Annotated in this window: 28 protein-coding genes and 1 pseudogene; 16 read left to right on the forward strand and 13 right to left on the reverse strand. The window is 54.4% G+C overall.

Annotated features, from left to right (window positions below):
• Nucleotides 1-31 precede the first annotated feature (31 nt).
• Together JCM12308_RS17495 and JCM12308_RS17500 are read right to left on the reverse strand one after the other, a co-directional pair.
• Complete coding sequence (locus JCM12308_RS17495) at nucleotides 32-709, reverse strand: PspA/IM30 family protein (RefSeq protein WP_014286867.1); 678 nt, start codon at nucleotides 707-709, stop codon at nucleotides 32-34.
• A gap of 67 nt (nucleotides 710-776) precedes the next feature.
• Entirely contained in the window at nucleotides 777-1,196 is a 420-nt protein-coding gene (locus JCM12308_RS17500) for a hypothetical protein (protein WP_208608772.1), read from the reverse strand.
• Between the two features lie 273 nt (nucleotides 1,197-1,469).
• Here JCM12308_RS17500 and JCM12308_RS17505 point away from each other — a divergent pair, with 273 nt between their 5' ends.
• The 4 genes from JCM12308_RS17505 (at nucleotide 1,470) to JCM12308_RS30250 (ending at nucleotide 3,118) form a co-directional block, all read left to right on the forward strand.
• A complete protein-coding gene (locus JCM12308_RS17505) occupies nucleotides 1,470-2,051 on the forward strand; it encodes a trypsin-like serine peptidase (protein ID WP_208978682.1) in 582 nt (193 codons plus the stop codon).
• 71 nt (nucleotides 2,052-2,122) lie between these two features.
• The gene (locus tag JCM12308_RS30245) at nucleotides 2,123-2,329 is read left to right on the forward strand and encodes a trypsin-like serine peptidase (RefSeq protein WP_208978683.1); all 207 of its coding nucleotides are present in this window, start codon (nucleotides 2,123-2,125) and stop codon (nucleotides 2,327-2,329) included.
• Nucleotides 2,330-2,516: 187 nt separating this feature from the next.
• The gene (locus JCM12308_RS17510; protein WP_208978684.1) at nucleotides 2,517-2,951 is read left to right on the forward strand and encodes a hypothetical protein; all 435 of its coding nucleotides are present in this window, start codon (nucleotides 2,517-2,519) and stop codon (nucleotides 2,949-2,951) included.
• Nucleotides 2,948-3,118, forward strand: a complete 171-nt coding sequence (locus JCM12308_RS30250) for a hypothetical protein (RefSeq protein WP_208978685.1) — start codon at nucleotides 2,948-2,950, stop codon at nucleotides 3,116-3,118. Before JCM12308_RS17510 ends, JCM12308_RS30250 begins: the two co-directional genes overlap by 4 nt.
• Nucleotides 3,119-3,255: 137 nt before the next feature.
• Here the strand turns inward: JCM12308_RS30250 and JCM12308_RS17515 are convergent, their stop codons facing one another.
• Entirely contained in the window at nucleotides 3,256-4,410 is a 1,155-nt protein-coding gene (locus JCM12308_RS17515) for an acyl-CoA dehydrogenase family protein (protein ID WP_208608775.1), read from the reverse strand.
• A gap of 302 nt (nucleotides 4,411-4,712) precedes the next feature.
• Between JCM12308_RS17515 and JCM12308_RS17520 the strand changes: the two genes are divergently transcribed.
• From JCM12308_RS17520 to JCM12308_RS17535, 4 genes are read left to right on the forward strand one after another with little or no spacing between them, the layout of a single operon-like run.
• Complete coding sequence (locus tag JCM12308_RS17520; RefSeq protein WP_054784598.1) at nucleotides 4,713-5,165, forward strand: YeeE/YedE family protein; 453 nt, start codon at nucleotides 4,713-4,715, stop codon at nucleotides 5,163-5,165.
• Between the two features lies 1 nt (nucleotide 5,166).
• The gene (locus JCM12308_RS17525; RefSeq protein ID WP_054784599.1) at nucleotides 5,167-5,607 is read left to right on the forward strand and encodes a DUF6691 family protein; all 441 of its coding nucleotides are present in this window, start codon (nucleotides 5,167-5,169) and stop codon (nucleotides 5,605-5,607) included.
• A gap of 49 nt (nucleotides 5,608-5,656) precedes the next feature.
• Nucleotides 5,657-6,547 (forward strand): MBL fold metallo-hydrolase, encoded by an 891-nt coding sequence (locus JCM12308_RS17530; protein ID WP_083416606.1) that lies wholly within the window; start codon nucleotides 5,657-5,659, stop codon nucleotides 6,545-6,547.
• Entirely contained in the window at nucleotides 6,537-6,914 is a 378-nt protein-coding gene (locus JCM12308_RS17535) for a protein tyrosine phosphatase family protein (protein WP_054784600.1), read from the forward strand. Before JCM12308_RS17530 ends, JCM12308_RS17535 begins: the two co-directional genes overlap by 11 nt.
• A gap of 99 nt (nucleotides 6,915-7,013) precedes the next feature.
• Here JCM12308_RS17535 and JCM12308_RS17540 read toward each other — a convergent pair whose 3' ends face one another.
• Nucleotides 7,014-7,439, reverse strand: a complete 426-nt coding sequence (locus JCM12308_RS17540; protein ID WP_164845333.1) for a DUF3429 domain-containing protein — start codon at nucleotides 7,437-7,439, stop codon at nucleotides 7,014-7,016.
• Nucleotides 7,440-7,691: 252 nt separating this feature from the next.
• Here JCM12308_RS17540 and JCM12308_RS17545 point away from each other — a divergent pair, with 252 nt between their 5' ends.
• A complete protein-coding gene (locus JCM12308_RS17545) occupies nucleotides 7,692-8,444 on the forward strand; it encodes an inositol monophosphatase family protein (protein ID WP_054784653.1) in 753 nt (250 codons plus the stop codon).
• 164 nt (nucleotides 8,445-8,608) lie between these two features.
• Here the strand turns inward: JCM12308_RS17545 and JCM12308_RS17550 are convergent, their stop codons facing one another.
• On the reverse strand, nucleotides 8,609-9,481 hold the full coding sequence (locus tag JCM12308_RS17550) for a DMT family transporter (RefSeq protein ID WP_054784601.1): 873 nt from the start codon (nucleotides 9,479-9,481) through the stop codon (nucleotides 8,609-8,611).
• Nucleotides 9,482-9,572: 91 nt separating this feature from the next.
• On the opposite strand from JCM12308_RS17550, the gene JCM12308_RS17555 reads away from it, so the two are divergent.
• Nucleotides 9,573-9,827 carry a hypothetical protein gene (locus JCM12308_RS17555; RefSeq protein ID WP_054784602.1) on the forward strand — a complete coding sequence of 85 codons (255 nt, stop codon included), beginning with the start codon at nucleotides 9,573-9,575 and terminating at the stop codon, nucleotides 9,825-9,827.
• Nucleotides 9,828-9,938: 111 nt separating this feature from the next.
• On the opposite strand, the gene JCM12308_RS17560 is transcribed toward JCM12308_RS17555, so the two are convergent.
• Complete coding sequence (locus tag JCM12308_RS17560; RefSeq protein WP_054784603.1) at nucleotides 9,939-11,003, reverse strand: alpha/beta fold hydrolase; 1,065 nt, start codon at nucleotides 11,001-11,003, stop codon at nucleotides 9,939-9,941.
• 471 nt (nucleotides 11,004-11,474) lie between these two features.
• On the opposite strand from JCM12308_RS17560, the gene JCM12308_RS17565 reads away from it, so the two are divergent.
• From JCM12308_RS17565 to JCM12308_RS17575, 3 genes and pseudogenes are all read left to right on the forward strand, one after another.
• Nucleotides 11,475-12,494, forward strand: a complete 1,020-nt coding sequence (locus JCM12308_RS17565) for a TAXI family TRAP transporter solute-binding subunit (protein WP_008552841.1) — start codon at nucleotides 11,475-11,477, stop codon at nucleotides 12,492-12,494.
• A gap of 86 nt (nucleotides 12,495-12,580) precedes the next feature.
• Nucleotides 12,581-14,628, forward strand: a pseudogene (locus JCM12308_RS17570) (TRAP transporter permease).
• 62 nt (nucleotides 14,629-14,690) lie between these two features.
• Nucleotides 14,691-15,209 (forward strand): peroxiredoxin, encoded by a 519-nt coding sequence (locus tag JCM12308_RS17575; RefSeq protein ID WP_054784604.1) that lies wholly within the window; start codon nucleotides 14,691-14,693, stop codon nucleotides 15,207-15,209.
• Nucleotides 15,210-15,249: 40 nt separating this feature from the next.
• On the opposite strand, the gene JCM12308_RS17580 is transcribed toward JCM12308_RS17575, so the two are convergent.
• On the reverse strand, nucleotides 15,250-15,969 hold the full coding sequence (locus JCM12308_RS17580) for a glutathione S-transferase family protein (RefSeq protein WP_054784605.1): 720 nt from the start codon (nucleotides 15,967-15,969) through the stop codon (nucleotides 15,250-15,252).
• A 101-nt stretch (nucleotides 15,970-16,070) separates the two neighbouring features.
• Here JCM12308_RS17580 and JCM12308_RS30255 point away from each other — a divergent pair, with 101 nt between their 5' ends.
• Genes JCM12308_RS30255 through JCM12308_RS17590 form a run of 3 tightly spaced genes read left to right on the forward strand, consistent with a single transcriptional unit; the run spans nucleotide 16,071 to nucleotide 17,290 of the window.
• The gene (locus tag JCM12308_RS30255) at nucleotides 16,071-16,280 is read left to right on the forward strand and encodes a helix-turn-helix domain-containing protein (RefSeq protein ID WP_208978686.1); all 210 of its coding nucleotides are present in this window, start codon (nucleotides 16,071-16,073) and stop codon (nucleotides 16,278-16,280) included.
• A complete protein-coding gene (locus JCM12308_RS17585) occupies nucleotides 16,280-16,801 on the forward strand; it encodes a helix-turn-helix transcriptional regulator (protein WP_208978687.1) in 522 nt (173 codons plus the stop codon). The genes JCM12308_RS30255 and JCM12308_RS17585 overlap by 1 nt, the downstream gene beginning before the upstream one ends.
• A 60-nt stretch (nucleotides 16,802-16,861) precedes the next feature.
• The gene (locus tag JCM12308_RS17590; protein WP_083416609.1) at nucleotides 16,862-17,290 is read left to right on the forward strand and encodes a DUF7878 domain-containing protein; all 429 of its coding nucleotides are present in this window, start codon (nucleotides 16,862-16,864) and stop codon (nucleotides 17,288-17,290) included.
• 36 nt (nucleotides 17,291-17,326) lie between these two features.
• Here the strand turns inward: JCM12308_RS17590 and JCM12308_RS17595 are convergent, their stop codons facing one another.
• From JCM12308_RS17595 to JCM12308_RS30260, 6 genes are all read right to left on the reverse strand, one after another.
• On the reverse strand, nucleotides 17,327-17,776 hold the full coding sequence (locus JCM12308_RS17595; RefSeq protein ID WP_054784607.1) for an HIT family protein: 450 nt from the start codon (nucleotides 17,774-17,776) through the stop codon (nucleotides 17,327-17,329).
• Nucleotides 17,777-17,778: 2 nt separating this feature from the next.
• Entirely contained in the window at nucleotides 17,779-18,975 is a 1,197-nt protein-coding gene (locus JCM12308_RS17600; RefSeq protein WP_054784608.1) for an efflux RND transporter periplasmic adaptor subunit, read from the reverse strand.
• Nucleotides 18,976-18,991: 16 nt separating this feature from the next.
• The gene (locus tag JCM12308_RS17605) at nucleotides 18,992-21,349 is read right to left on the reverse strand and encodes an ABC transporter permease (RefSeq protein WP_244271937.1); all 2,358 of its coding nucleotides are present in this window, start codon (nucleotides 21,347-21,349) and stop codon (nucleotides 18,992-18,994) included.
• On the reverse strand, nucleotides 21,343-22,050 hold the full coding sequence (locus JCM12308_RS17610; RefSeq protein WP_008552870.1) for an ABC transporter ATP-binding protein: 708 nt from the start codon (nucleotides 22,048-22,050) through the stop codon (nucleotides 21,343-21,345). The genes JCM12308_RS17605 and JCM12308_RS17610 overlap by 7 nt, the downstream gene beginning before the upstream one ends.
• Before the next feature lie 99 nt (nucleotides 22,051-22,149).
• The gene (locus tag JCM12308_RS17615) at nucleotides 22,150-22,965 is read right to left on the reverse strand and encodes a substrate-binding domain-containing protein (RefSeq protein WP_208978688.1); all 816 of its coding nucleotides are present in this window, start codon (nucleotides 22,963-22,965) and stop codon (nucleotides 22,150-22,152) included.
• Between the two features lie 2 nt (nucleotides 22,966-22,967).
• Nucleotides 22,968-23,174, reverse strand: coding sequence for a LacI family DNA-binding transcriptional regulator (locus JCM12308_RS30260; protein ID WP_208978689.1), 207 nt, complete (start codon nucleotides 23,172-23,174; stop codon nucleotides 22,968-22,970).
• Nucleotides 23,175-23,396 lie beyond the last annotated feature (222 nt).

Raw genomic sequence — 23,396 nt, forward strand, 5'->3', positions numbered from 1 at the left:
CCCCCAATGAACATAGTGGTTTTTGTTGCTGTTATTCCAGTTCAGCTTCCAAGGCTGCGAGGCGTTCTTCTACACGGTGATCGCGTGCCATTTGGTCTAGTTTTGCCAGTTTGGCATCGTCTGCCATTGAACCAGAGTTTGCTACGCCCGGAACGCCGGTTGCTGCCTTCATGGCCCGTTCGAAAGCAGAGTTGGCGTTGTCGACGGCGCTGTTTAGTTTGCGATCGGATCCACCATCTGTGGTTGTGCTTTGTGATGCTGCCGCATTTTTCTGCGCAATGTAAGCATCTAATTGGTCTGACATTTCGCGTTTACGGCCCTGAAGTGCGAGGATGGAGTTGTTGAGCTCCAGCTCTTCGTCGCCAGCGTCCGCGATAGTCTTTTCCAGCACCGGAATCTGGGCTTCCAGATCCATCTGGCGGGCGACTGCTGCACGTGCCAGATCTTTCTCTCCAGCACGCAGGGCAATGGCAATTTTCTCGGAGAGTTCCTCGTGAGACTTGTTGGTTTCAGCGAGGCGCTGGCTTGCGACGTGTTTTTTGACCGCGGTTTTGCCAAGGGCGTCGCGGACATCCTCAACAGCACTGTCGAGTTCACGAATGGCCTGTTTCATCACCAAGTCTGGTGCTGTGCTTTCGACAGCATCAACGATCGAGTTTGCAGTTCCGGAGACCAGACGACCTACGCGAGATAAAAGAGATTCAGACATAAAATCCTCCAATTCTATGGCGTATCTTTCTCCGAAAACCGGGTTCCACTTTTCGGAGATACGCTGATTACTTCGAGTTCAAACGGGTGCGCAAAAGGTCGGTGGAGCTGCGCATGTCATCGACAAGCTCTTTGAAAAGCTCAGGGTTTTGAAGGCGTGGGTTACGTCTCAAACCTGCCTGAAGTACCAGTTCAATGAGCTCAAAAAAGTCTTCCGTAATGGCGGCTTCTGCTTCTTTCAGATCCGTATCACCAGCTTTGCCGGCCAGTTCTCCAAGAAGAAGTGGAAGACGATCTGTCAGCAGTCGTAGTACGTCTGACTGACGGTCGCTCTGGTCCAGCATGTCACTTGCTGGTTTCACCAGTTTCCGCGCTGCGAAGGTGTGGGTGCCATCCCCCAAGGATGCGAAGCTGCTTTCCGGGGCAGCTATGAGAGCTCTGATTTTGTCGCTTGGCGTTTTGGCGTCCGGAAAGTTCAACCGGGCCAAGCGCTCCGACTCCTCTTGCGTTAATCGCACGCTTAGCGAAATGGATCTGGATGGCATGTTGCACCTTTGCATTACAAATGTATTTCTAATGTAATTGCAATTTATGATTGTTCAAGAGGTAAAGCTAAAATTTTTTCGAGTGACAGGGAATGACATTGGCCAAACTGTCAGGATCTACCTGTGGTTTTGGTAAATGAACTCCCAAATCTCACAGGTCGGCGTAAAGCGGGTCTTCTTAGGGAATAAGTGGTCTTTGTGACTTGGAGCTCTGAGATGGCGAAAGCGCGAACTGGTGGATGTGATTGTGGGCGTGGTGAGGAGAGCCGGGAGGGCGATGTCTGGGATGAGCCAGAACGTTTGCAGGTGCGCAGAACTCTGATCCCGGAGGGGGATAACACCGCGTTTGAGCGCATTATGGGTGTTTCCGATATCTTCCCGATCAACTACCTGAGCAGAGGTGTTGCAGCAGCGCGGGCGGTTTGCAAGGTTCAACTTTATCGGGGAGGGCGTATCCCGGCAGGGGCGGGATCTGGCTTTCTTGTTGGCCCGAACCTGTTGTTGACCAATAACCATGTGATCCGTTCCCGAAACTCTGCTGCTTTGGCAAAAGCCATTTTTCGCTATGAGATGAACGAGGATTTCTCGTTGGACCGAACGGCGGAGTTCTCAATTACAGACGAGTTGTTCTTCACCAGCCCCAGCAATCAGCTGGACTTTAGCTTTGTCTCTGTTGAGGGGGATAATGAGGGGAAAGTGGCTCTGGCGGACTTTGGGTTCCTGAGGCTGCTGCCTCAGTCGGGTAAGGCGGTGAAGGGTGAGCCGGTTTCAATCATTCACCATCCAACGGTGGGCTAAAGAGCCTTTCACTTCGTAACAGCAGCATCCTGAGCGCACATGAGCAGTTCATCACGTATACCAGCGATACGTTGCCGGGATCGTCAGGTGCGCCGGTGCTGAATGACCAATGGCTGCCAGTGGCGCTGCATCATCGCAGCATTCCGCACCCGTCACATCGCAACAAGTGGATTGCCAATCGAGGTATCCGGATCAGTGCCATTCTTGCCAACCTGAAGCTGCATGCGTCAAAGCGCAACACCGACGCTGTGCGGATTGCTGAGTTGCTAGAGCTGTAATTGCACAGCAAGATCAGTGCACTAACCAAAGTGTTATGTTGATATACGTAGTTCAAAGTGACTAATGGGCAAAACGCATATATCAATCCCATTTTTTCAGAATGCTGATAGATAGGCGACCATAAATAGAAGAATAAATCTACATGATAGATCGATGAAAAGATCCGGCGTTATAACCAAAACATTTATGGGACTTCTGGGCAGCGTACTCTTCGGTGGCGCGGCTGTTGCACAAGTGTGTCCAACCGCTGACACGATGAAAACCGGCATGGTCCTGATCAACAGCAGTATTCCTGCACGCCTGTTTGTTCGGCTTGATAATAACGGGCAGATTACAGAGCTGCATTTGAACGAGCGGTATGTGGTCGTGCGCGACCAGATCCATGTTCATGAGCGGGGATTGTTTCTCTCCTATGAACGCGGTTCCCATATCAATCGCACCTACGTGCCTGATGTGCCGTTCTCCGAGTTCTTTCCGCTGGAAGTGGGTAAGACCTGGACGGCATCTGTCGATGTGTTTGAAAATGAAGACCTTGTGCGCAGAGATGTGCCTACAAGTTTTCCGTTGGCGAACCGGGCAGACTACAGGTTGGCAGCTGCGCATATGATGTGCTTGACGTGACGCTGGAAACTGTCGGCACTGAGGGCGAGGATATCGTCACCAAGTATGCTTACAGCCCTGAGTTGGGAACCATCCTGAGAGGGGAAGGCCAGCATCTTTGGACATCTGAAGATGGTGTCATGCAGTTTGATGAGCTGCGGGTCGTGCGCAACAAGCTGGTGCAGTGAAAATAGGGGAGACTAGAGCATGTTGCGTTCATTCGCATTCACTCTACATGCTCTAGAATCTTTGTTTGAGCGAATTCTTGTCATTTGATTGAACACAATCAAATGGAACGCGCTCTAGAGCCTCCCCTTAAAGAAATTTAAGCCAACACTTTGCGGCTGATCAGTTCCTTCATGATCTCTGAAGTACCGCCGTAGATGCGCTGAACACGGGCGTCTACGAAGGCGCGGGAAACGCCGTATTCTCTCATGTAACCGTAACCGCCATGGAGCTGGAGGCAGCCGTCGACGACGCGGCCCTGCATTTCCGTTGTGCCGAGTTTTGCCATGCTGACGGTGGTGTTATCGAGCTTGCCTTCCAGGAACAGGCGACAGCATTCATCAACGAACGCGCGGTGAACGCGGACGTCTGTAGCCATCTCTGCCATTTTGAAGCGGGTGTTCTGGAGGGTTGCGACCGGGCGACCGAATGCCTGACGTTCTTTGACGTAGTCAGCGGTCATTGCCAGCACGCCTTCAGCGCCTGCAACTGCGCCAACTGCGAGAGTAAGTCGTTCGCGTGGCAGTTCGTTCATCATGATGTGGAAGCCGGTGTCCAGTTTGCCGAGGCAAGCGCTGGCCGGGACGCGGAGGTCCTCGAAGAACAGCTCAGATGTGTCTGAAGAATGCAGACCGATCTTGTCCAGGTTCTGACCGCGCTTGAAGCCTGGGTTGTCTGCATCGACGAGGAAAAGGCTGGTTCCCTTGGAGCCGGAGACGTCCAGATTTGTGCGGGCTACAACGATCACAACATCTGCATGCTGGCCGTTGGTGATGAAGATTTTGCTGCCGTTGATGATGTAGTCATCGCCATCTTTGCGGGCGATGGTGCGGATGCCCTGAAGGTCAGAACCGGCTGCTGGTTCGGTCATTGCGATGGCGCCGACGCATTCGCCGCTGACCATTTTCGGCAGGTACTTTTTCTTCTGCTCTTCGCTGCCGTGATTGAGGATATAAGGGGCAACAATGTCTGAGTGCACGCTCAGGGACACGCCCAGACCGGAGCAGTTGGCACGGGTGAATTCTTCAATGATGACCATGGAGAACAAGAAGTTGGTGCCGAACCCGCCGTATTCTTCCGGGGTGTCTACGGAGAGCAGGCCCTGCTCACCCATCTTGTTCCAGATGTCACGCGGGAAGATATCTGCCTTCTCCCATTCGTCGTAGTGCGGGAGAATCTCTGCTTCGATGAACCGCTTTACATTATCGCGAAAAAGCTCAAGTTCACCCTTCAGGTCTTCGTCAATCATATCCATCCCTTTGTATTTCCAAGTGAAACGACAGGATCCCCACGTCATCTCCCAACAGCGATCCAGGGTCGTTTCTTTACGTATACGGCAAGCCTACGGGAGGGGATCACTCTGCGCAACTGGCGATGAGTATTAGGTGATTGGCATAATTGCTGTTGGTAGCGACTTGACACTCAGAATTCGGCTTATATATTAGTAATAGCTAAATTAGAAAAATATATTATTTTTGATCGTGGTGTTGCGCACCCTTCGGTCAAATTCTCCATCAACCGAACTTTCCTCTGCAGGGGAAAGCACGAGTATAAAACATGACTGAGTTTACCCCATATGCCTCGTTAGCCGGAGGCGTTTTAATCGGCTTGTCTACGGTCATCCTGTTGCTCGCCAATGGGCGTATCGCAGGGATTAGCGGTATTTACAGCCGCTTGTTTGAGCCGGGTACGCTTGCCAATGGCAAGTCGGCCTGGGTGCATGGTGAGAAGGGCTGGCAGCTGTCGTTTGTTGTCGGGATTGTTCTTGCGCCTTTGCTGCTTATGGCAGCTGGTTTTGAGATTGAGCAGGTGTTTACAGGAGACCTGACGCTGATTGCGATTGCAGGGGCTCTTGTGGGCTTTGGCTCGGTGTTCGGTAGCGGATGCACGAGTGGACATGGGGTTTGCGGATTGTCGCGCCTGTCTGTTCGCTCACTGGCTGCGACGATCACCTTCATGTCTGTCGGCATTGCCGTTGTGTTCGTTCTTCGCCACGTGGTGGGAGGATAACATGCAACGGATTATCGCTGGATTATTCGCCGGACTGACCTTTGGGGCTGGTCTGGTTATTGCGGGAATGAGCAACCCTTTGAAGGTGCAAAACTTCCTTGATGTGTTTGGAAACTGGGACCCAAGTCTCGCCTTTGTGATGGGCGGTGCCATTCTGGTGGCGGCTCCGTTCTTCCGTATGGCGCGCTTTCTGCCGCGCCCGTTTGTGGCCGATGATTTCCGGATCCCGACGTTTCAGCAGATCGACAAACGGCTGATTTTCGGGTCAGCCACGTTTGGTGCGGGATGGGGATTAATCGGTTTGTGTCCGGGGCCTGCACTGGTTTCAGTTTCGTTGTTGTCGCCTCAGGCGATCGTGTTTGTTTTATGTATGACGGGAGGGATGCTCTTTGCGAAGTTCATTGCCAATCTCTCGATGCGAAGAGGCCTCAAGCAGGCCTGACCTGTCATGCATTTCTTAGATAAATCATAGATTTAAAGCGGAGAAGGTTATGAGCAGCTATCCTGTGCAGATGGACCAGAAGGTGGAGATCAAGGACTTCTTTGATCCGGTGTCTAATACGATCACCTATGTGGTGACAGATCCGGAAACAAAGGCATGTGCAGTTGTCGACAGTGTGATGGATATCGACTATCCCGCTGGCCGCATCAGCTTTGAGCATGCCGATGAAATCATTGAGTACATCCGCTCTAATGGCCTGAAGCTGGAATGGCTGCTTGAAACCCATGTGCATGCGGATCACCTGTCTGCTGCGCCGTATATTCAGGAGAAGCTGGGCGGCAAGATCGGCATCGGTGAACAGGTGACAGTTGTTCAGGGCGTGTTTGGCAAGGTGTTTAATGCCGGTACCGAGTTCGCCCGTGATGGCAGCCAGTTCGACAAGCTGTTTCAGGACGGGGATACCTATCAGATCGGGAATCTGAAGTGCTTTGCGATGCATACGCCGGGCCATACGCCAGCGTGCATGGTGCATGTGATTGGTGATGCGGCGTTTGTGGGGGATACCTTGTTCATGCCGGACAGCGGTACTGCACGCGCTGACTTCCCGGGTGGGGACGCTTCCGTGCTGTATGACTCCATCCATAAGGTGTTGAGTTTGCCGGATGAAATGCGTTTGTTTATGTGCCACGACTATGGCGCAAACGGGCGCGATATCTTGTTTGAAACAACTGTTGCAGCTGAGAAAAACGAGAACATTCATGTAGGTAATAGTACTAGTCGTGAAAAGTTCGTCGAAATGCGCGAAGCTCGGGATGCAACGCTTGATATGCCTAACCTGATTGTGCCGAGCATTCAGGTGAATATGCGGGCCGGTCGTTTGCCTGAGGCGGAAAACGAAACCGGTCAAACCTACTTGAAAGTGCCAGTTAATGTTCTCTAGTCTACTTCAGAAAATTTCAGGCGGCGGCGATGGCCAGCTGCGTGCGCGTCAACTTGCCGAGGATTACTGGGTTGCCGGGCAGCTCTATCCGGAGGACATGGAGAAGGCGCGTGAGCAGGGTTTCCGGTCTATCGTCTGTAACCGTCCAGATGATGAAGCGCCGAACCAGCCGACTTATCTGGAGGTTTCTGGTGCTGCTGAAGAACAGGGGCTGGAGCACATTTACATCCCGATTGGACCGGGGACAGATTTTGCAGAGGCTGGTCAGGAGCTGATCGATTTTCTTGCGGAAGCACCAAGACCTGTTCTGGCGTATTGCCGGAGTGGGAACCGGTCTACCATGCTGTGGCGCTCCATTAATATGTAAGCGTTGCCAGACAGTTAGATTTGAAGATGCCAGTGAGGGAGACCTTGCTGGCATTTTTCGTTGAACGTATGGCTTTGAGCAGGCTGAGGGGAATAAGTCTCAGACGTTGAGAGCGATCACGCCCAGGGCTATCAGCGTGATGATGGTGGCTGTGATGCGTACGCCGAGGTAATTTCGCGATGTGATTTCCAGGTTCTGAAGATAGAAATCAACAAACAGCATGCCTGAGAAGAGGATGATAAGTCCGAGAATGAAGATGATCGGGGCGGTAAACAGGAACAGGCACCAGCCGGAAAGTGCGACAAAGTTGCTCCATAGCAGCAGCCAGGCGCGTCTTGGGTGAGGGGCGATGAAGAACATGCCCCATTGGCTACCGGCCATGAAGGAGAGGATAACAAGGGCATAGAGACTGACCGCGATGACCGTTGCGCCAACCACCGGTAGAAACGAGTAACCTACTGATAAACCTATAGCTCCGGCGATGAAGGGGATGGTTCCGGCCAGAGCGAGGCATGCGTAGAGCACGGGGAGTTCTCGGTTCATCAGGTTTAAGTCCAGCTCATTTCTACTCCTGATAAAGGCTAGCGTTTAAGGCTGAAGGTAGTCCTGATACGAAGTTGCTCTTTTGAATGAACTGCTCAATACCTAAAGGCAGTTTGCGATAAAACTGCTTTAGGCCTTGTTTTTGCGTATCTTAATCCGAAAACCGGTTCCCACTTTTCGGAGATACGCAGAAAGGGCACCACCAGACGGTCATAACCAGCGAAAGTGCTCACCATGCAGCAAGAGATACTCACCACAGCCCGAATGATTGCAGAGGAGGCTGGTGCTTATGCTCTTGAGGTGTTTCATGATCGAGACAAGCTGCAGATTGGCAGCAAGGGTTTGTTGGATTACGTGAGCGAAGCGGACTGTGAGGTTGAGCGGCGCATCAAACAGGCGCTGTCAGAAGCCTTTCCGGATCATGGGTTCAGAGGGGAAGAAACCGGCGGAGCGCTAGAGCCTCCCTGCTGGGTTATTGACCCGATTGATGGCACGACCAACTACCTTTATGGCCGGCCAGACTTTTGTATTTCCATGGCTTTTGTTGATGAGCAGGGACCGGCTGTTGGTGTTGTTCATGCGCCTTTTCACCGGCGAACGATTTATGCCGCGCGGGGGATAGGAGCGTTTGAGGATGGCAAGAAATTGCAGCCTCGGCAGGCCTGTGATCATGAGCTGGTGGTGAACCTGTGCTTCAATTACAAGCAAGAGAATAACCTCGATTTCCTCAATAAGGTCAATCAGTTGGTGGCTGAGCAGCATCAGATCCGGATTTGCGGTTCTGCAGCCTGGGCGCTGTGTCAGGCAGCAACGGGGCAGGTGGACGGCTCTTACAACGGCTGCGTGAACAGTTGGGATGTGTTGGCAGGGCAGCTCATCTGTGCTGAGGCTGGGCTTGAGGTTGGGCCTTACGTTTATGAGCGCGGCAGCGTCTTCGCCTATCCGAAGGGTTCAGTGCTCTCAGATATTCTGGTGCCGTACCTTTGAAGCTCAGCGGCCAGAGAGGGGATATCCGCTTTTGCGTTGTTTTGTGCGTTCGTTTGCGTTCTTAGCGTTTTTTCTGCGTTGCTCGGGGCTGATGGTCTTGTGGTACCACCAAAACCCCTTCGCTTACTTTCCAGCAAAAGTTATTCCCCTCGTGCCTTGCCGGGTTAGGTTGGTTTGAGCGCTGCTTTCCGGCGATGTTCTTTCTGCATCATGTAGAGGGCAGAGAAGATGATGGTGGCTGCTCCGATGAGGGTGAAGGCATCTGGCAGTTCTGAGAAGAGGACAAGTCCGAGCAGGGCGGCGTAGATGAGGGAGAAGTACTCCGTGCTGCTGACAAGGCTGGCCTCGCCCAGTCTGAGCGCTTTGATGCCGATCCACTGGCCTAGCGTGGCAATGAGAGCCATGGAGATGAGGAGGACGAAGCCGAAGAGGTCCGGTGTCTTCCAGAGCCAGAACATGGGTAGGCCCGCCATGAGGCCGACAAAGACGGCCTGATAGCCGAGCAATGTGGCTGTGCTTTCTGTTTGTGAGAGTTTGCGGACACAGACGACAGCCACGGCAGCGCCCAACGCCCCAGCAAGGGGGACAAGAGCATAGAGGCTGGCAAGGCCATCAAAGCCCGGGCGGATAACGATCAGCACACCAAGGAAACCGAGGGCGATGCCGAGTACGCGGGTTTTTGTGGTGGCTTCCCCCAGAAACAGGGAGGCGAGGAGAGCGACAAAGAAGACCTTGGCAAAGGCGAGCGTGGTTGCGGTGGTGAGAGGCAGCAGGGCAACGGCCCAGATGCCGGTGGAGAGCGCAACAAAAGCACCGCCTAACCGCAAAGCATGGGGCAGTGGGTGCTGCGTTTTGAACCCGTGGGGGAAGGTTTTGAGCAGTACTGGCAAGGCAGAAGCGAATACAAAGCATTGCCTGACAAACAGGATTTGCAGCACGTGATACTCAATAACCGCGATCTTGGCGAGGGCCGACACGAGCGTGAACAGCGCAGCAGAAAGAAGGCCCCAAAGGACCCCTTTGATGTTGTTTGACATGGGAGAACCGCCAAGATATGAAATTGGTAACTTGGTACCATGTTACCAGATTCGTTTGTGACGTAAACCATCCAATGCGTGAAAGGCAGCTATGACACGACGTAAGATTGAACGGGTGCAGACCGGCGTGCGGCTAGAAAAGCGAGTGCTGAAGGTGCTGAAAGCCGTGGCCGCTCATCATGAGATGGGTCTGGGGGATCTGCTTGAGGGCATCGTGTTGCACAGCTTTGAAGGCAAGGCACCGTTTGGCCCGGATACACTGGCCTTCATCGCCAGCATGCGCGAAGCCTATGGGCTCGATCTGACAGCTGAAGACAGCCACAAGTTGATTGAAGCGGAAGATTAAAGCGTGGTGCTTGAGAGGTGCAGCGGTATGCAGGAGCTGCTTTGATGCACGCTGTGCTGAATGGAATGCAGCACACTCCCGGTTCGACCGGGAGCATGCATCGTGTGGTGGTTACTTGTTCAGGAACGGACGCAGTTGTTGTTCCAGCGCTTTGGCGTTGTTGAAGTGCGGGAAGTGGGCGGCTTCTTCGATTTCTACCAGCTGTGCGTTCGGGATGGCTTGTTCGTAAAGCTCTGAGACGGCGAGGGGCTGGAAGTCCTTGCTGCCGTGGATGATCAGCGTGTCAGCGGTGATGTTGCCCATGTGCGCGCTCCAGTCATGGCGTTTGCCAAGGCCGAAGAACTGGGCGCGGGTGTACCAACTGCCGAAAAGATCCGGTGAGACTGGCGGAGCGCCTTCGATGGTGTCGCCAGTTGCCTTGATGAAGAACGGCAGGAAGTCTGCATCCAGCTGTTGGAGGCTGGCTTCATCTTCCTTGAAGATTTGCATGAGGTCGAGATAGCGACGCTGCCATTTATCGTAGGCTTTGTGGTCGCGCTCTGGCAGGCGTTCGCGGACATTCTCGAACAGGCCTTTGTTGCCAGATGGGAAGACGAGCAGGTCTGCCGGGTTGAGCAGGATCAGCTTGTCGACGTTCTCCGGAAACTCTGCGGCATAAAGCGATGCGAGCAGGGCGCCGTAAGAGTGTCCCATGAGGATGAGCTTGTCATCGCCCAGCAGTTTGCGGATGCGTTCGATATCCGCCAGTTGCTGGCTGATGCCGAGGGTGTTTTCCAGCAGCTGGATCTTTGTCCATGAACTGTCTTCTGCCGGGAAACGGTCGAAGGGGCGTGTGGAGCGGCCTACGCCGCGCTGGTCGTAGTAGTTGACGCGGTATTCATCTGAGAGCAGATCAAAGCCCGGTGCACTCTCCATTGTTGGAATGCCAGGGCCACCATGTACGAAGAGGATGTTGCGACCTTCGCCGGTTGAGAAGTGCTTGAGCTTCACGCCCGGTGAGACTTCCCAGAAATCATCAAAAATGCCGACAGGTGTCAGGTCTGTGCGCTGGGCAACGGTGCCGAGTTTGAACATCGGCTGTTGCATCATCCACCAGACAAAGGCGCCGCCACCGGCGAACAGCAAGCCAACCAGAATAACGATAAAGAGAAGCATCTTTTTGCCGCTTACCCTCATAAAACCACTCCTTCATTGCAGCGGAGCCCAATGAATCATATGTGCACCTATCCGGTCTATAGCGGAGACAATGTGCACGGTGAAAAATGTTGTTTCAGGACTGTACTCAACTGAATTTCTTCATGCTTCGCATTTCTTGCGGAATTTCGCTCATGAATGCGTTTTGTAGCTTTTGTTCTGAAAAGCGGGCTTGTCTGACATAATTGTGCGTCAGGCGCGTCTGGAATGACTTAGAATTATATTTTCTTGCGCTTGCCTACGAAAAATCTCGTATTTCGCTTGCGATCTCTGGTTGAAGAGTGTCTTCTAATACGCGTGAATATTTCTTGTTCACTTCATCACACCAGCCGCGCGTCCGCTTAGCTTTTTTCAGTGACTGCACCGGCTTTTCTTAGTGTTTGGGGCAGACGATTTTATGGCGCGTGCGTGTTGTAGAGCTTCCTGCTTCTCTTTTATTTTTCCGGGGGGCTTATGACGCTTCTTTCTTCCATTACCAAACTGGCGACGGCTGCAGCCATTGTTGGCAGCGCGGCGCTGTTTTCTGGTCAGGCTCTGGCGCAGGATCTCAAGTTCTTCACTATCGGCACCGGTGGTACGGCTTACACCTACTATCCGGTTGGCGGTATGATCGCCAATGCGATCTCCAATCCTCCGGGTTCCCGTGCCTGTGATGCTGGTGGCTCCTGCGGTGTGCCGGGTCTGATTGCTTCTGCTGTTTCTTCCCGCGGTTCCGTTGATAACGTGAACGCGATCAACTCCGGTCTGCGTAACTCCGGTTTCGCGCAGTCTGATGTGGCGTACTGGGCGTTTTCCGGGACTGGCACCATGGAAGGCAAGGAGCCTATGAAGGATCTGCGTTCCATCGCGGCGTTGTTCCCTGAGCACATCCACCTTGTTGCAAAAGCTGACAGCGGCATCAACTCTGTTGCTGACCTCAAGGGCAAGCGCGTGTCTTTGGATGAGCCGGGTTCAGGCACATACACTGATGCGAACCTGATCCTCGCTGCCTATGGTCTTTCTACTTCTGACATCACAGCTGAAGCGCTGAAGGGATCTGCGGCTGCGGAAGCTCTGCGTAACGGCAAGGTTGATGCGTTCTTCGTGGTGGCTGGTTTCCCAACCGGTGCGGTTGTTGAACTGGCGTCTGCGGAAGACATCAAGATTGTTCCAATCACCGGTCCTGAAGCAGAAGGTCTGGTTGAGAAGTACGGCTTCTTTGCAAGCTCCGACATTCCGGCTGGTGCTTATCAAGGTGTTGATGCCACAACCACTTTGACTGTTGGGGCGCAGTGGATCACCAGTGCGAAGGAAGATGATGAGCTGATCTACAACATCACCAAGGCGCTTTGGAACGACAAGACCCGCAAGCTGCTGGATGTTGGCCATGCGAAGGGCAAAACCATCACCATGGAAACTGCAATGGACGGCCTTGGCGTGCCGCTGCATCCGGGTGCTGAGCGTTTCTACAAAGAAGCTGGTTTGCTGAAGTAAGCCGAGACCTTCTTTGAGAATTTTGTGGTGCCCGGTAGACCTCTGCCGGGCGCTGCTGTTTTCAATCTAAACGAAACGCAGGGCTGATGTCTCACAATACGACAGATCAAACCCTTGAGGATCTGGAGCGTAAGTACGATCCAGACCTTACCTTCAGAGCGGCAGGGCCAGTGCTGGCTGTTGTTATAACAGCGGCACTCGTTGCCATGTCGCTCTACCATTATTATGCGTCCGGCTTCGGGCTTATTCGGGAGCTTGTCCATCGCGGCATTCACCTCTCGTTTGTGCTGGGGCTGGTGTTTGTTCTTTTCAGTTTCATCAAGAGCACGAGCAGCCAACCTGCGCCGTCTGCCTGGTGGCGCCCAAGCGGTGTGCATCTGTGGGATGTTGTGCTGGCGGTGATGGCCGTGGCAGCGGCAATGTATTTGCCGTTGTTGCCAGCTGAGGCGGTTGCCTCCCGTGTAGGTGCGCCTGCGCTGATTGATGTGTTCATGGGCACGGTACTGCTGGTTCTGGTGCTGGAAGCTGCGCGCCGATCCGTTGGGCCAACGCTGCCGCTGATTGCGCTGATCTTTATCGGTTATGCCGTGTTTGGCATGTTTGCGCCGGGGGCTTTGAAGCATCCGGGTGCGAGCTGGACGGGCCTGATCAATCACCTTTACATGACGAACCAGGGCATCTACGGCATCGCCATTGGGGTGGTGGCCAAGTATGTGTTTCTGTTTGTTTTGTTTGGGGTTTTGGCGACGCGCATTGGCCTTGGGCAGCTGTTTATCGATCTGGCCTCGGTGATTGCGGGACGTTATGCAGGCGGGCCAGCCAAGGTTGCGATCTTCTCCTCTGCCATGCTGGGCACGATCTCTGGCAGTTCCATTGCGAACACGGTGACCACGGGCTCTCTGACTATTCCGGCGATGAAGAAGGTTGGATATCCGCCGCACTTTGCTGGGGCTGTTGAGGCGACCGCATCAACGGGTGGACAGATTACGCCGCCGATCATGGGGCGGCTGCCTTCATTATGGTGGAGTTTCTGGAGATCCCGTATCGTGAGGTTTTGCTGGCGGCCATGTTCCCGGCACTGCTGCACTATTTCGGTATCTTCGTGATGGTGCATCTGGAAGCGAAGCGGCTTGGGCTGCGCGGTCTTTCTGCAGATGAGCTGCCGAAAGCGCTGGTGGTGATGAAGCAGCATTGGCTCTCCGTTATTCCGCTGGGCATTCTGGTCTATTTGATTGTCTCCGGCAAAACGCCGGACTTTGCTGCGGTTTGGGGCATCACGGCCTGTGTGGTTGTTGGCTTCCTGAACCCGCATAACCGGATGGGCCTTAAGGATCTGGTTGTGTCTCTGGCAACAGGTGCCAAGTACTCGCTGGCTGTAGGGGCTGCTGCGGCGGCGGTGGGTATCATCGTTGGCGTGGTGACGCTGACGGGGACGGGGTTCCGGCTGTCGTTTGTGGTGACGCAGGCGGCGTCTGATCTGGGTGGCTTTATTGCTTCCGGTATGCTTGCAGAATACGTAACGCAGAATGCTCTGACGCTGTTCTTCACGCTTCTGTTTACGGCCATTGCCTGTATCATCATGGGGGCGGGCATTCCGACAACGGCGACCTACATCATTCTGGTTTCCATTGCTGCTCCGGCTCTTGGTCTGCTGGGCGTTCAGCCGCTCGTGGCGCACTTCTTCGTGTTCTATTACGGTGTGCTGGCAGATGTGACGCCACCTGTGGCGCTGGCGGCGTATGCAGGGGCTGGCATTGCGGGGGCGAACCCGTTCAAGACCGGTAACACGGCTTTCCGGCTTGGTATTGCGAAGGCCTTGGTGCCGTTTGTGTTTGTCTACTCACCAGCCTTGCTGTTGGTGACGCCTGAGTTCACCTGGTACGACTTCCTGATCACCCTTTCCGGTGCTATGGTTGGCATTGGTCTGCTGGGTGTTGCGTTCTCCGGCTACATGCTGGCCGGGCTGAACAAACTGGAGCGGTACTGGACAGCTTTCGCAGCTATGTTCTTCGTGGCTCCGGGCATACAAACCATGGCGATTGGCGGGGTGTTGATGTTGCCGGTTATCGTGCGGCAGATGCTTGCCCGCAAGAACCAACAGTTGGTGATGCAAGAGCTTAGTGCGGATGATTGATTGTTGAGAATAGCCCTGCCGGGTGAGTGGGTTCGGCGGGGTGGTTGTGAGGAATGGTTTGAGTGACTGAGAGTGACACGATGAGTTTGCTTGGGATGACCCTTCCTGGGTTGGCGTTGCGGGCGACGAGTGGTGAGATAGTGGATGTTTCGGCGTTGCCCGGCATTACTGTTATCTATGCTTATCCGAGAACAAGCCCTCCTGATGAGGGACCGATTGAAGGGTGGGATCTGATACCGGGCGCGCGTGGATGTACACCTCAATCCTGTGTGTTTCGTGATCACTTCAGTGAGTTGAGGGATGCTGGTGCTCAGGCAGTGTTTGGGCTTTCCACTCAATCAACTGCGTTTCAAAGAGAAGCGGCTGAGCGTTTGCATCTGCCGTTTGCGCTTCTTTCGGATGAAGGTCTGACCCTGACCAAGGCATTGGACCTGCCGACCTTTGAAGCGGGTGGCATGGTTCTGCTTAAACGGCTGACCATGATCCTTAAAGATGGGGTGGTTGAGCATATCATGTATCCGGTGAGCGATCCGGCGAAAAATGCTGAAGACGTGATTGCCTATCTGAAGCAGGCTCAGTGACAAACCCCGCCGGATGCACCAATCCGGCGGGGTGTTTTGTTTATGCGGCTTCGGTTGCCTTCTCCGGGTAGGCATCTTTGATGCGGTTGGCGTAGGCGACAAGGTTGGGGAACTGCTCGACGGTTTTTCTCCAGCCGGAGAATGGTAGATTGGAGAGAGCACAGAGGATCTGGGCACCAACCGCGGCATCAGCAAAGCAGGGGCGATCGCCGAGCAGGTATGGCTTGTCGCCTAGCTGGGTGGAGATGGCCTGCAGATCTGCACGGCCCAGTGCGAGACGCTCTTCCCATGTGTGCTGGCCGTAACCGTGGTTGTTGACTTTGGTGATGACGCTTTTGCGGGACTCGTTTGCAAGTGAGCTGCGCATTTCCGGTGGTAGGATGCCGAAGAACTGATCTTCGATAACAGCGAAGTTTTCATCTGGCAGCCAGCGGGTGCAGACGGTTACGAAGTAAAGGGAATGCTCTGCCATGCGCATGAAAGCGTGGGCGACAGCCAGTTCTGCCTCAGAATAACCACCTGAGAAATCAGCGTTATAGTTGATCACCAAATGCCGTCTGATGAACTCAGAATCGGCAATCAGTTCCTCTTGATCTTTCATAACTGGCAGCTTGCCTTTTGGCGCGGTTTGCAGTGCTGCTGGACCTTCCAGAACGTCATAGGACAGGCTTGCCATGGCGAGCAGGATGTCGACCTTCAGGCAAAATGGGCTTGCACTGACGCCGTCGAGTTTGGCGCTGAATTTGTGATGTGTGAGCATTTGCTTTCTCCGCTTGTGTTTGCTGGGAGATTGGTAGCAAGGTGCTCCTGACAGCATGGTGTCAGGAGTGTTTGGCTTCTGACAAGTTTCTGGAGGATTTCATGCGCAGGGCAGATCGGTTGCTGCAGATCGTGCAGCTGCTGCGGCGTCATCGGGGGCCGGTGACTGGAGATGTGATGGCAGAGGAACTGGAGGTTTCTGTGCGCACGCTCTATCGCGATATCGTCAGCCTGCAATCAACCGGAGTGCCGATCCGCGGGGAGGCGGGTGTCGGCTATGTATTGGATGAAGCTACGATCTGCCGCCGCTGATGTTCAACAGTGATGAGCTGGAAGCGGTGATGATGGGTCTGCGCCATGTGCAGGTGCGTGGGGATGAGCAGCTTATCCGCACGGCCAGTGATGTGATTGCCAAGATAGCGGCAGTGCTTTCTCCCGAAGCACGGGATGAGTTTATTGAAGCGCCGCTGTACGCTCCAGATTTTGGGGTAGAGCCTATTCCCACAGCGCGTATTGAGTTGAAGGATGTGCGGCAGGCTATTCGCGGGCAGCACAAGCTGCGGCTTACTTATGAAGATGCGCAGGGTGAGATGAGTGAGCGACTCATCTGGCCGCTGAGCCTAACGTTTTTTGCGCAGTCCCGGATGATCGTGGCGTGGTGTGAACTGCGCAAGGACTTCCGGGCCTTCCGGACAGACCGAGTAACCTACATGGAAGTGCTGGAAGAACGCTACCGCGAAAACCGCGTCACCCTGCGCAATCGCTGGTGGAAGCTGGAACTGGCACGACGGGAGAAAGAGGCGGCGGAGAAGGCAGCAATCGCTAGTGAATAAAAATATTTAAACCGAACTGGTTTCTTCCTAGGTCACATCTGACGCAAACAGAGGTCTTTCTTGACTACTCTCCGATTTGAATTTGAGCGTGAAACTTCTAACGATCGAAATGCAGATCTTAGTGCATTGATTACAGCAGAAGGGCATCTGACGATCTTCTTTGAAAATAAGATCGTTTTTAATGAAGCTAATGTCTTGCTAGGTGAGTTCGCTATCTATGCTGAGGCTTGGTTGAGGAAAGCGGATAAAGACGGATTGCTCCCTTTTCGATACTCGTCGATGGATTACGAAGAGGAAGTTATTCTTCAAACGATACCCAAAGATGGAATGCTGGCACTGCGTTCTCCTTGGTTTAATGCTGAACATAATAGAGATGTTCAGATTTTGCCTGAGGAGTTCTTTGTGGCCTTGAAGAAGTTTGTTAATGCCTACCTTGCTGAAGTTCCTGAGTTGAAGAGATTGTGTCCAGTGTTGTCATCTGATCTATAAGTTTGTCGAAAATATCTTCAACTAAACAGTGACTTATCAGAGGTATTCAGCGCTCATTGCTTCCTTGATTTTTTTGAGTATCGCCAGCTGCTCGTCGCGGGGTGGATGGGGTCTATCCTGAAAAGTAAGGTCCTCATTGAGGATGTAGCGGCGGGAGGTGATGTCGGTTTTCTCAAACATCGGGACCAGATGTGCGTGGGCGTGGGGGATGTCTCCGCCGGTGAAGAGGAACGCTACTCTTTCTACTCCCGTGATTTGCTTGAGTGCTTTGGCTAGGCGTTGGCCAAGTTCCATGATGTTGGTCGCAAGTTCGAGGGGCAGATCATCAAAGTAGTCGTAATGCTCCAGCGGGATGATCTGAATATGACCGGGACGTATTGGGCCATTGTCGAGAAAGGCCATGATCTTGTCATCGCGATAGACCTCATAAACGCGATAGTGCTTCTGGGCTATTTTGCAAAAAGAGCAATCCGTCTGTTCGGTCATCTTTACTCCGCTACGACTGCAGTGCCATGAGAAACTGTGTCTCCGGGGAACTGGATCACAGTGTCGTTCTGGCTCAGGCCAGAGCGGACTTCGGCCATGTCCTGATTGAAGGCGCCGATTGTGAGGAGTTGGAGGTGGGCTTTGCCGTCGACGACTTTGAAGGTGGCCCAGTCATTGCCTTCCCGGAAGAGCGCTGTCATGGGAATGCGCAGGACGTTTTGGCCGTGCCAGGTTTCGATGGCGGCGCGCAGGTGGAAGCCGTGGCCGAGTTCCAGAGCTGGGGTGTCCAGATCAAGAATAGCGTTGACGCGCTGTTCTTCAATGCCGAGGGCTGAGACCTTGGTGAAACCAGCCGGGTCAATGCGGCGGACAGTTGCCTTCAGGGTGTTGCCGCCCCAATCGACCAGCGTCGCCTTTGCTCCTTCAGCGATTTTTACTGCTTCCGTTGAGAGCAGGTCGACAACCACCTCGATATCTGCAGGATCGCCCAGCTCCATCAGCAGGGCACCAGACTGGATGGTTTGCTCACTTTCGACGGCCAGATTGAGGACGACACCATTGATCGGGGAGATCATGCGCACGGCCAGTTCCTCTGAACGTTCAGGATCCTGAGCGATGTGCGGCTCAATCAGACGGGCTTTGGCGCTTGCAAGATCGCTGTTGCGTTGGGCGATCTGAGCTTCTGCGCTTTGGACTTTGGCGGCTTTCAGAGTGACGTCAATTTCCACGCGCTCCAGCTGTGCATCAGAGATGGTTTTGGAGCGGTTGAGGCGCTGTGCACGGATGAGCTCTGACTTGGCCAATTTGTGCTCTGCCTTGGCGGAGGCGAGCTGGGCTTCTGCCAGTGTGATCGCGGCTTTGGCGGTTTCAACACCGGCCAGTGCTTCTGCCTTGGTGCGGGCGTTCATGAACGGGGTGGTGAGCGGGTTGATGGTGGCAACTGTGGTTTCGCCGCGGGATACCTTATCGCCAACCTCCAGCAGAGAACGATCTACTCTTCCGGCGATTGGGGCGGAGATTTTGTAGATCTCCTTAACGCGGGTTTTGCCGTCTTCTTCCACGGTAACGACCAGGTCGCCGCGCGTGACCTTGGCGGTTTCAACGGAGATTGGCTTTTCCTGCAAGGCCCAGCCGAAGAGGAGGAGAACGACCAGAGCGATAGCGATGTAAGCGCCTCGTTTGACGTATTTACCGTTCATTCCTATTCCCTCGTTTTTAAGGTTTTGATGAGATCAAGTTTGCCCACACGGCGGCGCACGATAAGCGCACAGGCCAGTGCAGCTGTGAGAATGACAAAGCTGGCGATGGCGTAGGTGCTTGGCAGCACCACAAGCGGCACGCGGAAGAGATCGCTGGCGAAGCCTGTATCATGCCCGCTGCCATGCCGTAGCCGATGAGCCAGCCCATGGGCTGTGCCAGAAGGACGATCATCGCCATTTCCACCAGAATGACATGGAAGACTTCCTGCTTGGAGAAGCCAATAACACGCAGACTGGCCAGTTCGCGACCTCGCTCTGACAACTGGATGCGGGCGGCGTTGTAGACCACGCCAAAGGCCACGATGACGGCGATGGTGATGTAGGCCACCAGCATTGATGTGAAGCTCTGGTCCATGAGCTCGCGGAATTTCTCGCGTGAGAGCATCTGCATGGCGATGCCACCAAGGCCCGGCGTTTCCTTCACGGCGTCGTAAAGGTCATCCAGCCGTGTGCGGTCGATGTTGATGGCCAAATCAGAGATGCGCGGGCCTGTTGGGACGAGGGCGTTCAGCGCGTCGATGTGCATGGAGGCGGAGATGCCCATGTAGCTGGTGACGGTGCCGGACACGCGAACCTGGCGTTCAACGGAGTTGTGCTTGGTGAGCTCTACAGTGACCATCTCCCCCGGCTTTACGCCCAGCTGATTGGCGAGATGGGTTGGCAGCATCAGGCCCGTGCGGGGCATCTGGATGGCACGTTCATCAAGGTCCAGAATGCGGGAGAGGTTGGCGTTGGTTGGGCGACCTGTGATGGCGACGCGCTTCTCTTTGGGACCAAAGCGTAGGATGACGGGTTCTTGTCTGTAGGCTTCTGCGGTGAGCACACCGGGCAGGCGCAGGATGTCATCGAGCACGCTGGGGGCTTTGTCGTCGGCGAGTGTCAGGCGGGCATCTGCGGTTTCTGCTTTGTTGAAGGCCACGTTGATCATGTGATCCATGGAATTGGTTAGGAATAATGCAGAAACGAGCAAGGCCAATGAGAAGGAGACGCCAAGGCTGGTGAGCAAGCTGCGCACTGGATTGTGCATGAGATGGCGCAGACCCATGGTGCTGAGCTGAGACAGGATGCGTACACGTCTGGATTTGAGCGAGAGGAAGCTGCGGAACCGTGGTGGAGCCGGTGGGCGCATAGCCACAGCGGGTGGCAGGCGGGCGGCTTTCATGATGGAGGAGAACGCGCCACCCAGAGCTGCGGCCAGTGAGATGACGGCTGCGATAAGGTACAGATCCGGGCTTTCATCGAAGACGAGGAAGGGGAACGAGAAGTACTGCGCATACATCTGCGTCATCAGGCGGCCCATGTAGTTGCCTGCAATGGAACCGATGCCAACGCCTAGGAACGCAACGATGGAAACCAGTTTGGCGTAGTGACCGGCAACGGACCATGAAGAGTATCCGCAGGCTTTCAGCAGGCCGATCTGCTCGCGCTCCAGAGCGATCAGGCGAGACAGGATCATGTTGACCAGAAAAGCGGAGACCAACAGGAATATGGGAGGGAGCACCTTCGCCATGGCGGAAAGCTGGGTGAGTTCCGCATCCAGAAACGCGTGGGATTGCTGGTCTTTGCGTTTGTATGCGCCTGTGCCGCCATAGGGTTTCAGCAAGCGATCGAGTTTCTCCAGCACACAGGGCGTGCAGGCTCCTCTGAGTAGCCTCAGGGAGATGTCGTTGGCTGCGTTTTTCATGTCGAACAGGCCTTCCATGGCGGATTGGGCCATGAAGAAGACGGCGAAACGGCGGTCATCGGGAACCAGATCTCCCGGGCCGAGGGCGTAGATGAACTCAGGCGAGAGAATGATGCCGGTGATTTCGAGGTTGAGCTTTTTGCCGTTCAGGGTGGCGCTGAACGTGTCTCCGGGGGTGAGGCCGTGTGCTTTGGCAAAGCGCGAGTCGAGGGCGACCTCGTTGGTGCGGGAGCCTTCTGGCAGACGGCCTGCTCTCAGATAGAGGCGGTTGACGGCTGGCTTTCTGCCGGAGGGCAGGGAAAGAGCGATACCGGCAGCGGGTTCCGCCATCTCCGGGATGTCGAGAATGGCGGAGCGAACGATGCGCATTTCGACGGCTGCTACACCATCAATGGCGGCGATGCGGTCTTTCAGGTGATCAGGTGCGCGGACGGCCTGCGCGAAGATGTGGCCGAAGCGGTATTGATCGTAATAGGTTTTCTGCGTTTCGCTGAGAGAACGGTAGGCGCCTTGTGCGAGGATCAGCGTCATCACTCCGCAGGCCATGACCAAAGCAATCGCGAGCACTTGCGCCCACAGGCGTTTCAAGTCGCGGATGACTTTCCGGTCAAGGACGGGCAGAGCTACCATGCAACCTCCGAGGGCTGCTTGGGTGTCTCGTTTTCGTGCGTGCTCTCAATGGCGCCGTCTTTGAAGACGTAGACGCGGTTTGCCATTTGCTGGATGGCTGTGTTGTGCGTGATGATGGCTGTTGTGGTGCCCAGCTCTTTGTTGATGCGTTGCAAGGCTTCCAGCACCAATGTGCCGGTTTTGGTGTCGAGTGCGCCGGTCGGCTCATCACAGAGCAGGACTTCGGGACGCTTGGCGATGGCACGGGCGATGGCAACACGCTGCTGTTCACCGCCGGACATTTCTGCTGGGAAGTGGGAGGAGCGTTTGCCTAGGCCGACCAGTTCCAACGCCTCCTGCGGGTCCATGGGGTTCTTGGCGATCTCTGTTGTCAGCGCCACGTTTTCCCACGCGTTGAGGCTGGGAATGAGGTTGTAGAACTGAAAGACGAAGCCAACGTAGTCACGCCGGTAGCGGGTCAGTTCGCTTTCGCTGAAATCGGTGAGGTTCTTGCCCATGAAGGAGACCGTGCCTGAAGTGGCATTGTCCAGTCCGCCGAGAATGTTCAGGAAGGTGGATTTGCCGGAGCCGGATGGTCCGAGCAGCACAACCATTTCGCCTTCAAAGAGTGTCATGGAGACACCGCGAAGTGCGTGCACCTCAACCTCGTTAGTGACATAGGTTTTGGTGGTGTTTTCAGCGATGAATACTGGCGTTGGCATAGGGGCCCCAACCTGAATGTGCAGCTACATTACACTATAGCCTCAAACTCAAGTTGTATGGCAATGATCCCACTCAAGGAATTGAGTAAATTCCCTAGGTCAGCCGTTCGTGCGTGGCGGAGCGCCTACAGATTTGCGGAAAATCAGTTCAGGGTGCCAGAGGCATTGCAGCTCTTTGATGTCTGCGCCTTTGAGGTAGTTCATCGCCATGATGGCGATCTCGCGACCTGCATCGCGCAGCGGTGAGCGGGTGACCGTCAATGGCGGGTCCATATCCGCTGCTTGTGCAAGTGGTACATTATCATCGTGGGCAACAATGGAGACTTCTGAGCCGATTTTGATGCCAAGTTCATTACAAGCTCTATAGGCGCCTTTTGCCATGACCACGCTTGAGCAGAGCAGGGCGGTTGGGCGATCTTCCAGCTGCAGGATCTCCATGGCGAAGGTGTAGCCATTCTCCTCAGACATGGCGCCAGCGCGCACGTAATCCGGGTTCGGCGTAACGCCTCGTTCCTTAAGCGCATCCTGCCAGCCGTTGAAGCGGTCAATGGCGTAGACGCGGTTTGGATGACCGTTGAGGATTGCGATCTTATCGTGGCCCATCTCCAGCAGCATCTTTGCTGGCTCATGGAAGACGCCATAGTTGTCGATGTCGATGTAGGAATAGCTGTCGCAAGTGGCGGTTCGGCCATGCACGATGAATGGCATGTTGAGGTCTTGCAGTAGACGGATACGCTCTTCGCTGAGATCCACGTTGGACAGGATCACCAGATCGACGGTGCCTTTTTCTGCAAAGCGGCGGTAGACGTCCACTTCCTCGCTCTGAGAGGAGGAGATCATGATGTCATAGTCCAGCTCGGATGCCTTTTCCGAAAGACCTGTCAGAAACTCGATGAAGTGTGGATCGAGGAACATGTTCATGTCAGTTGGGAAGCGATGCCGATGACGCTGGAGCGGCCTGTTGCCAGACGGCGCGCGTTGACATTGGGACGATAGCCATAGGTCTTCGCGGCTTCAGCGACCCGGTTTCGGGTGGCGAGCGACACATCAGAATACCCGTTGAGGGCTCTGCTGACAGTGGTTTGTGAAAGACCGAGATGATTGGCTAACGTCTTAAGATTCATAATTATTCAATGGCTCAAACTTGCTATGCGCCGCGTTTATAGCCCCTTTTTCTCCCGCATGCTTGTGAGAAATGTAGACCATAAACTTCAGGAAAATCCAGTGAGACCTTTGTCTTTTCCAAAGCGCTTTGGGTCCGATGCCGGAGTCAGTGGAAAACTGATATTTTTCAGAGATGCAGTAAAATACCACATATGGGGTGCTCTAAACTTAGGAGAATTCAG

This window comes from Pseudovibrio denitrificans JCM 12308, from assembly GCF_001310815.1.
In the GTDB taxonomy this organism is placed as follows: Bacteria; Pseudomonadota; Alphaproteobacteria; order Rhizobiales; family Stappiaceae; genus Pseudovibrio; species Pseudovibrio denitrificans.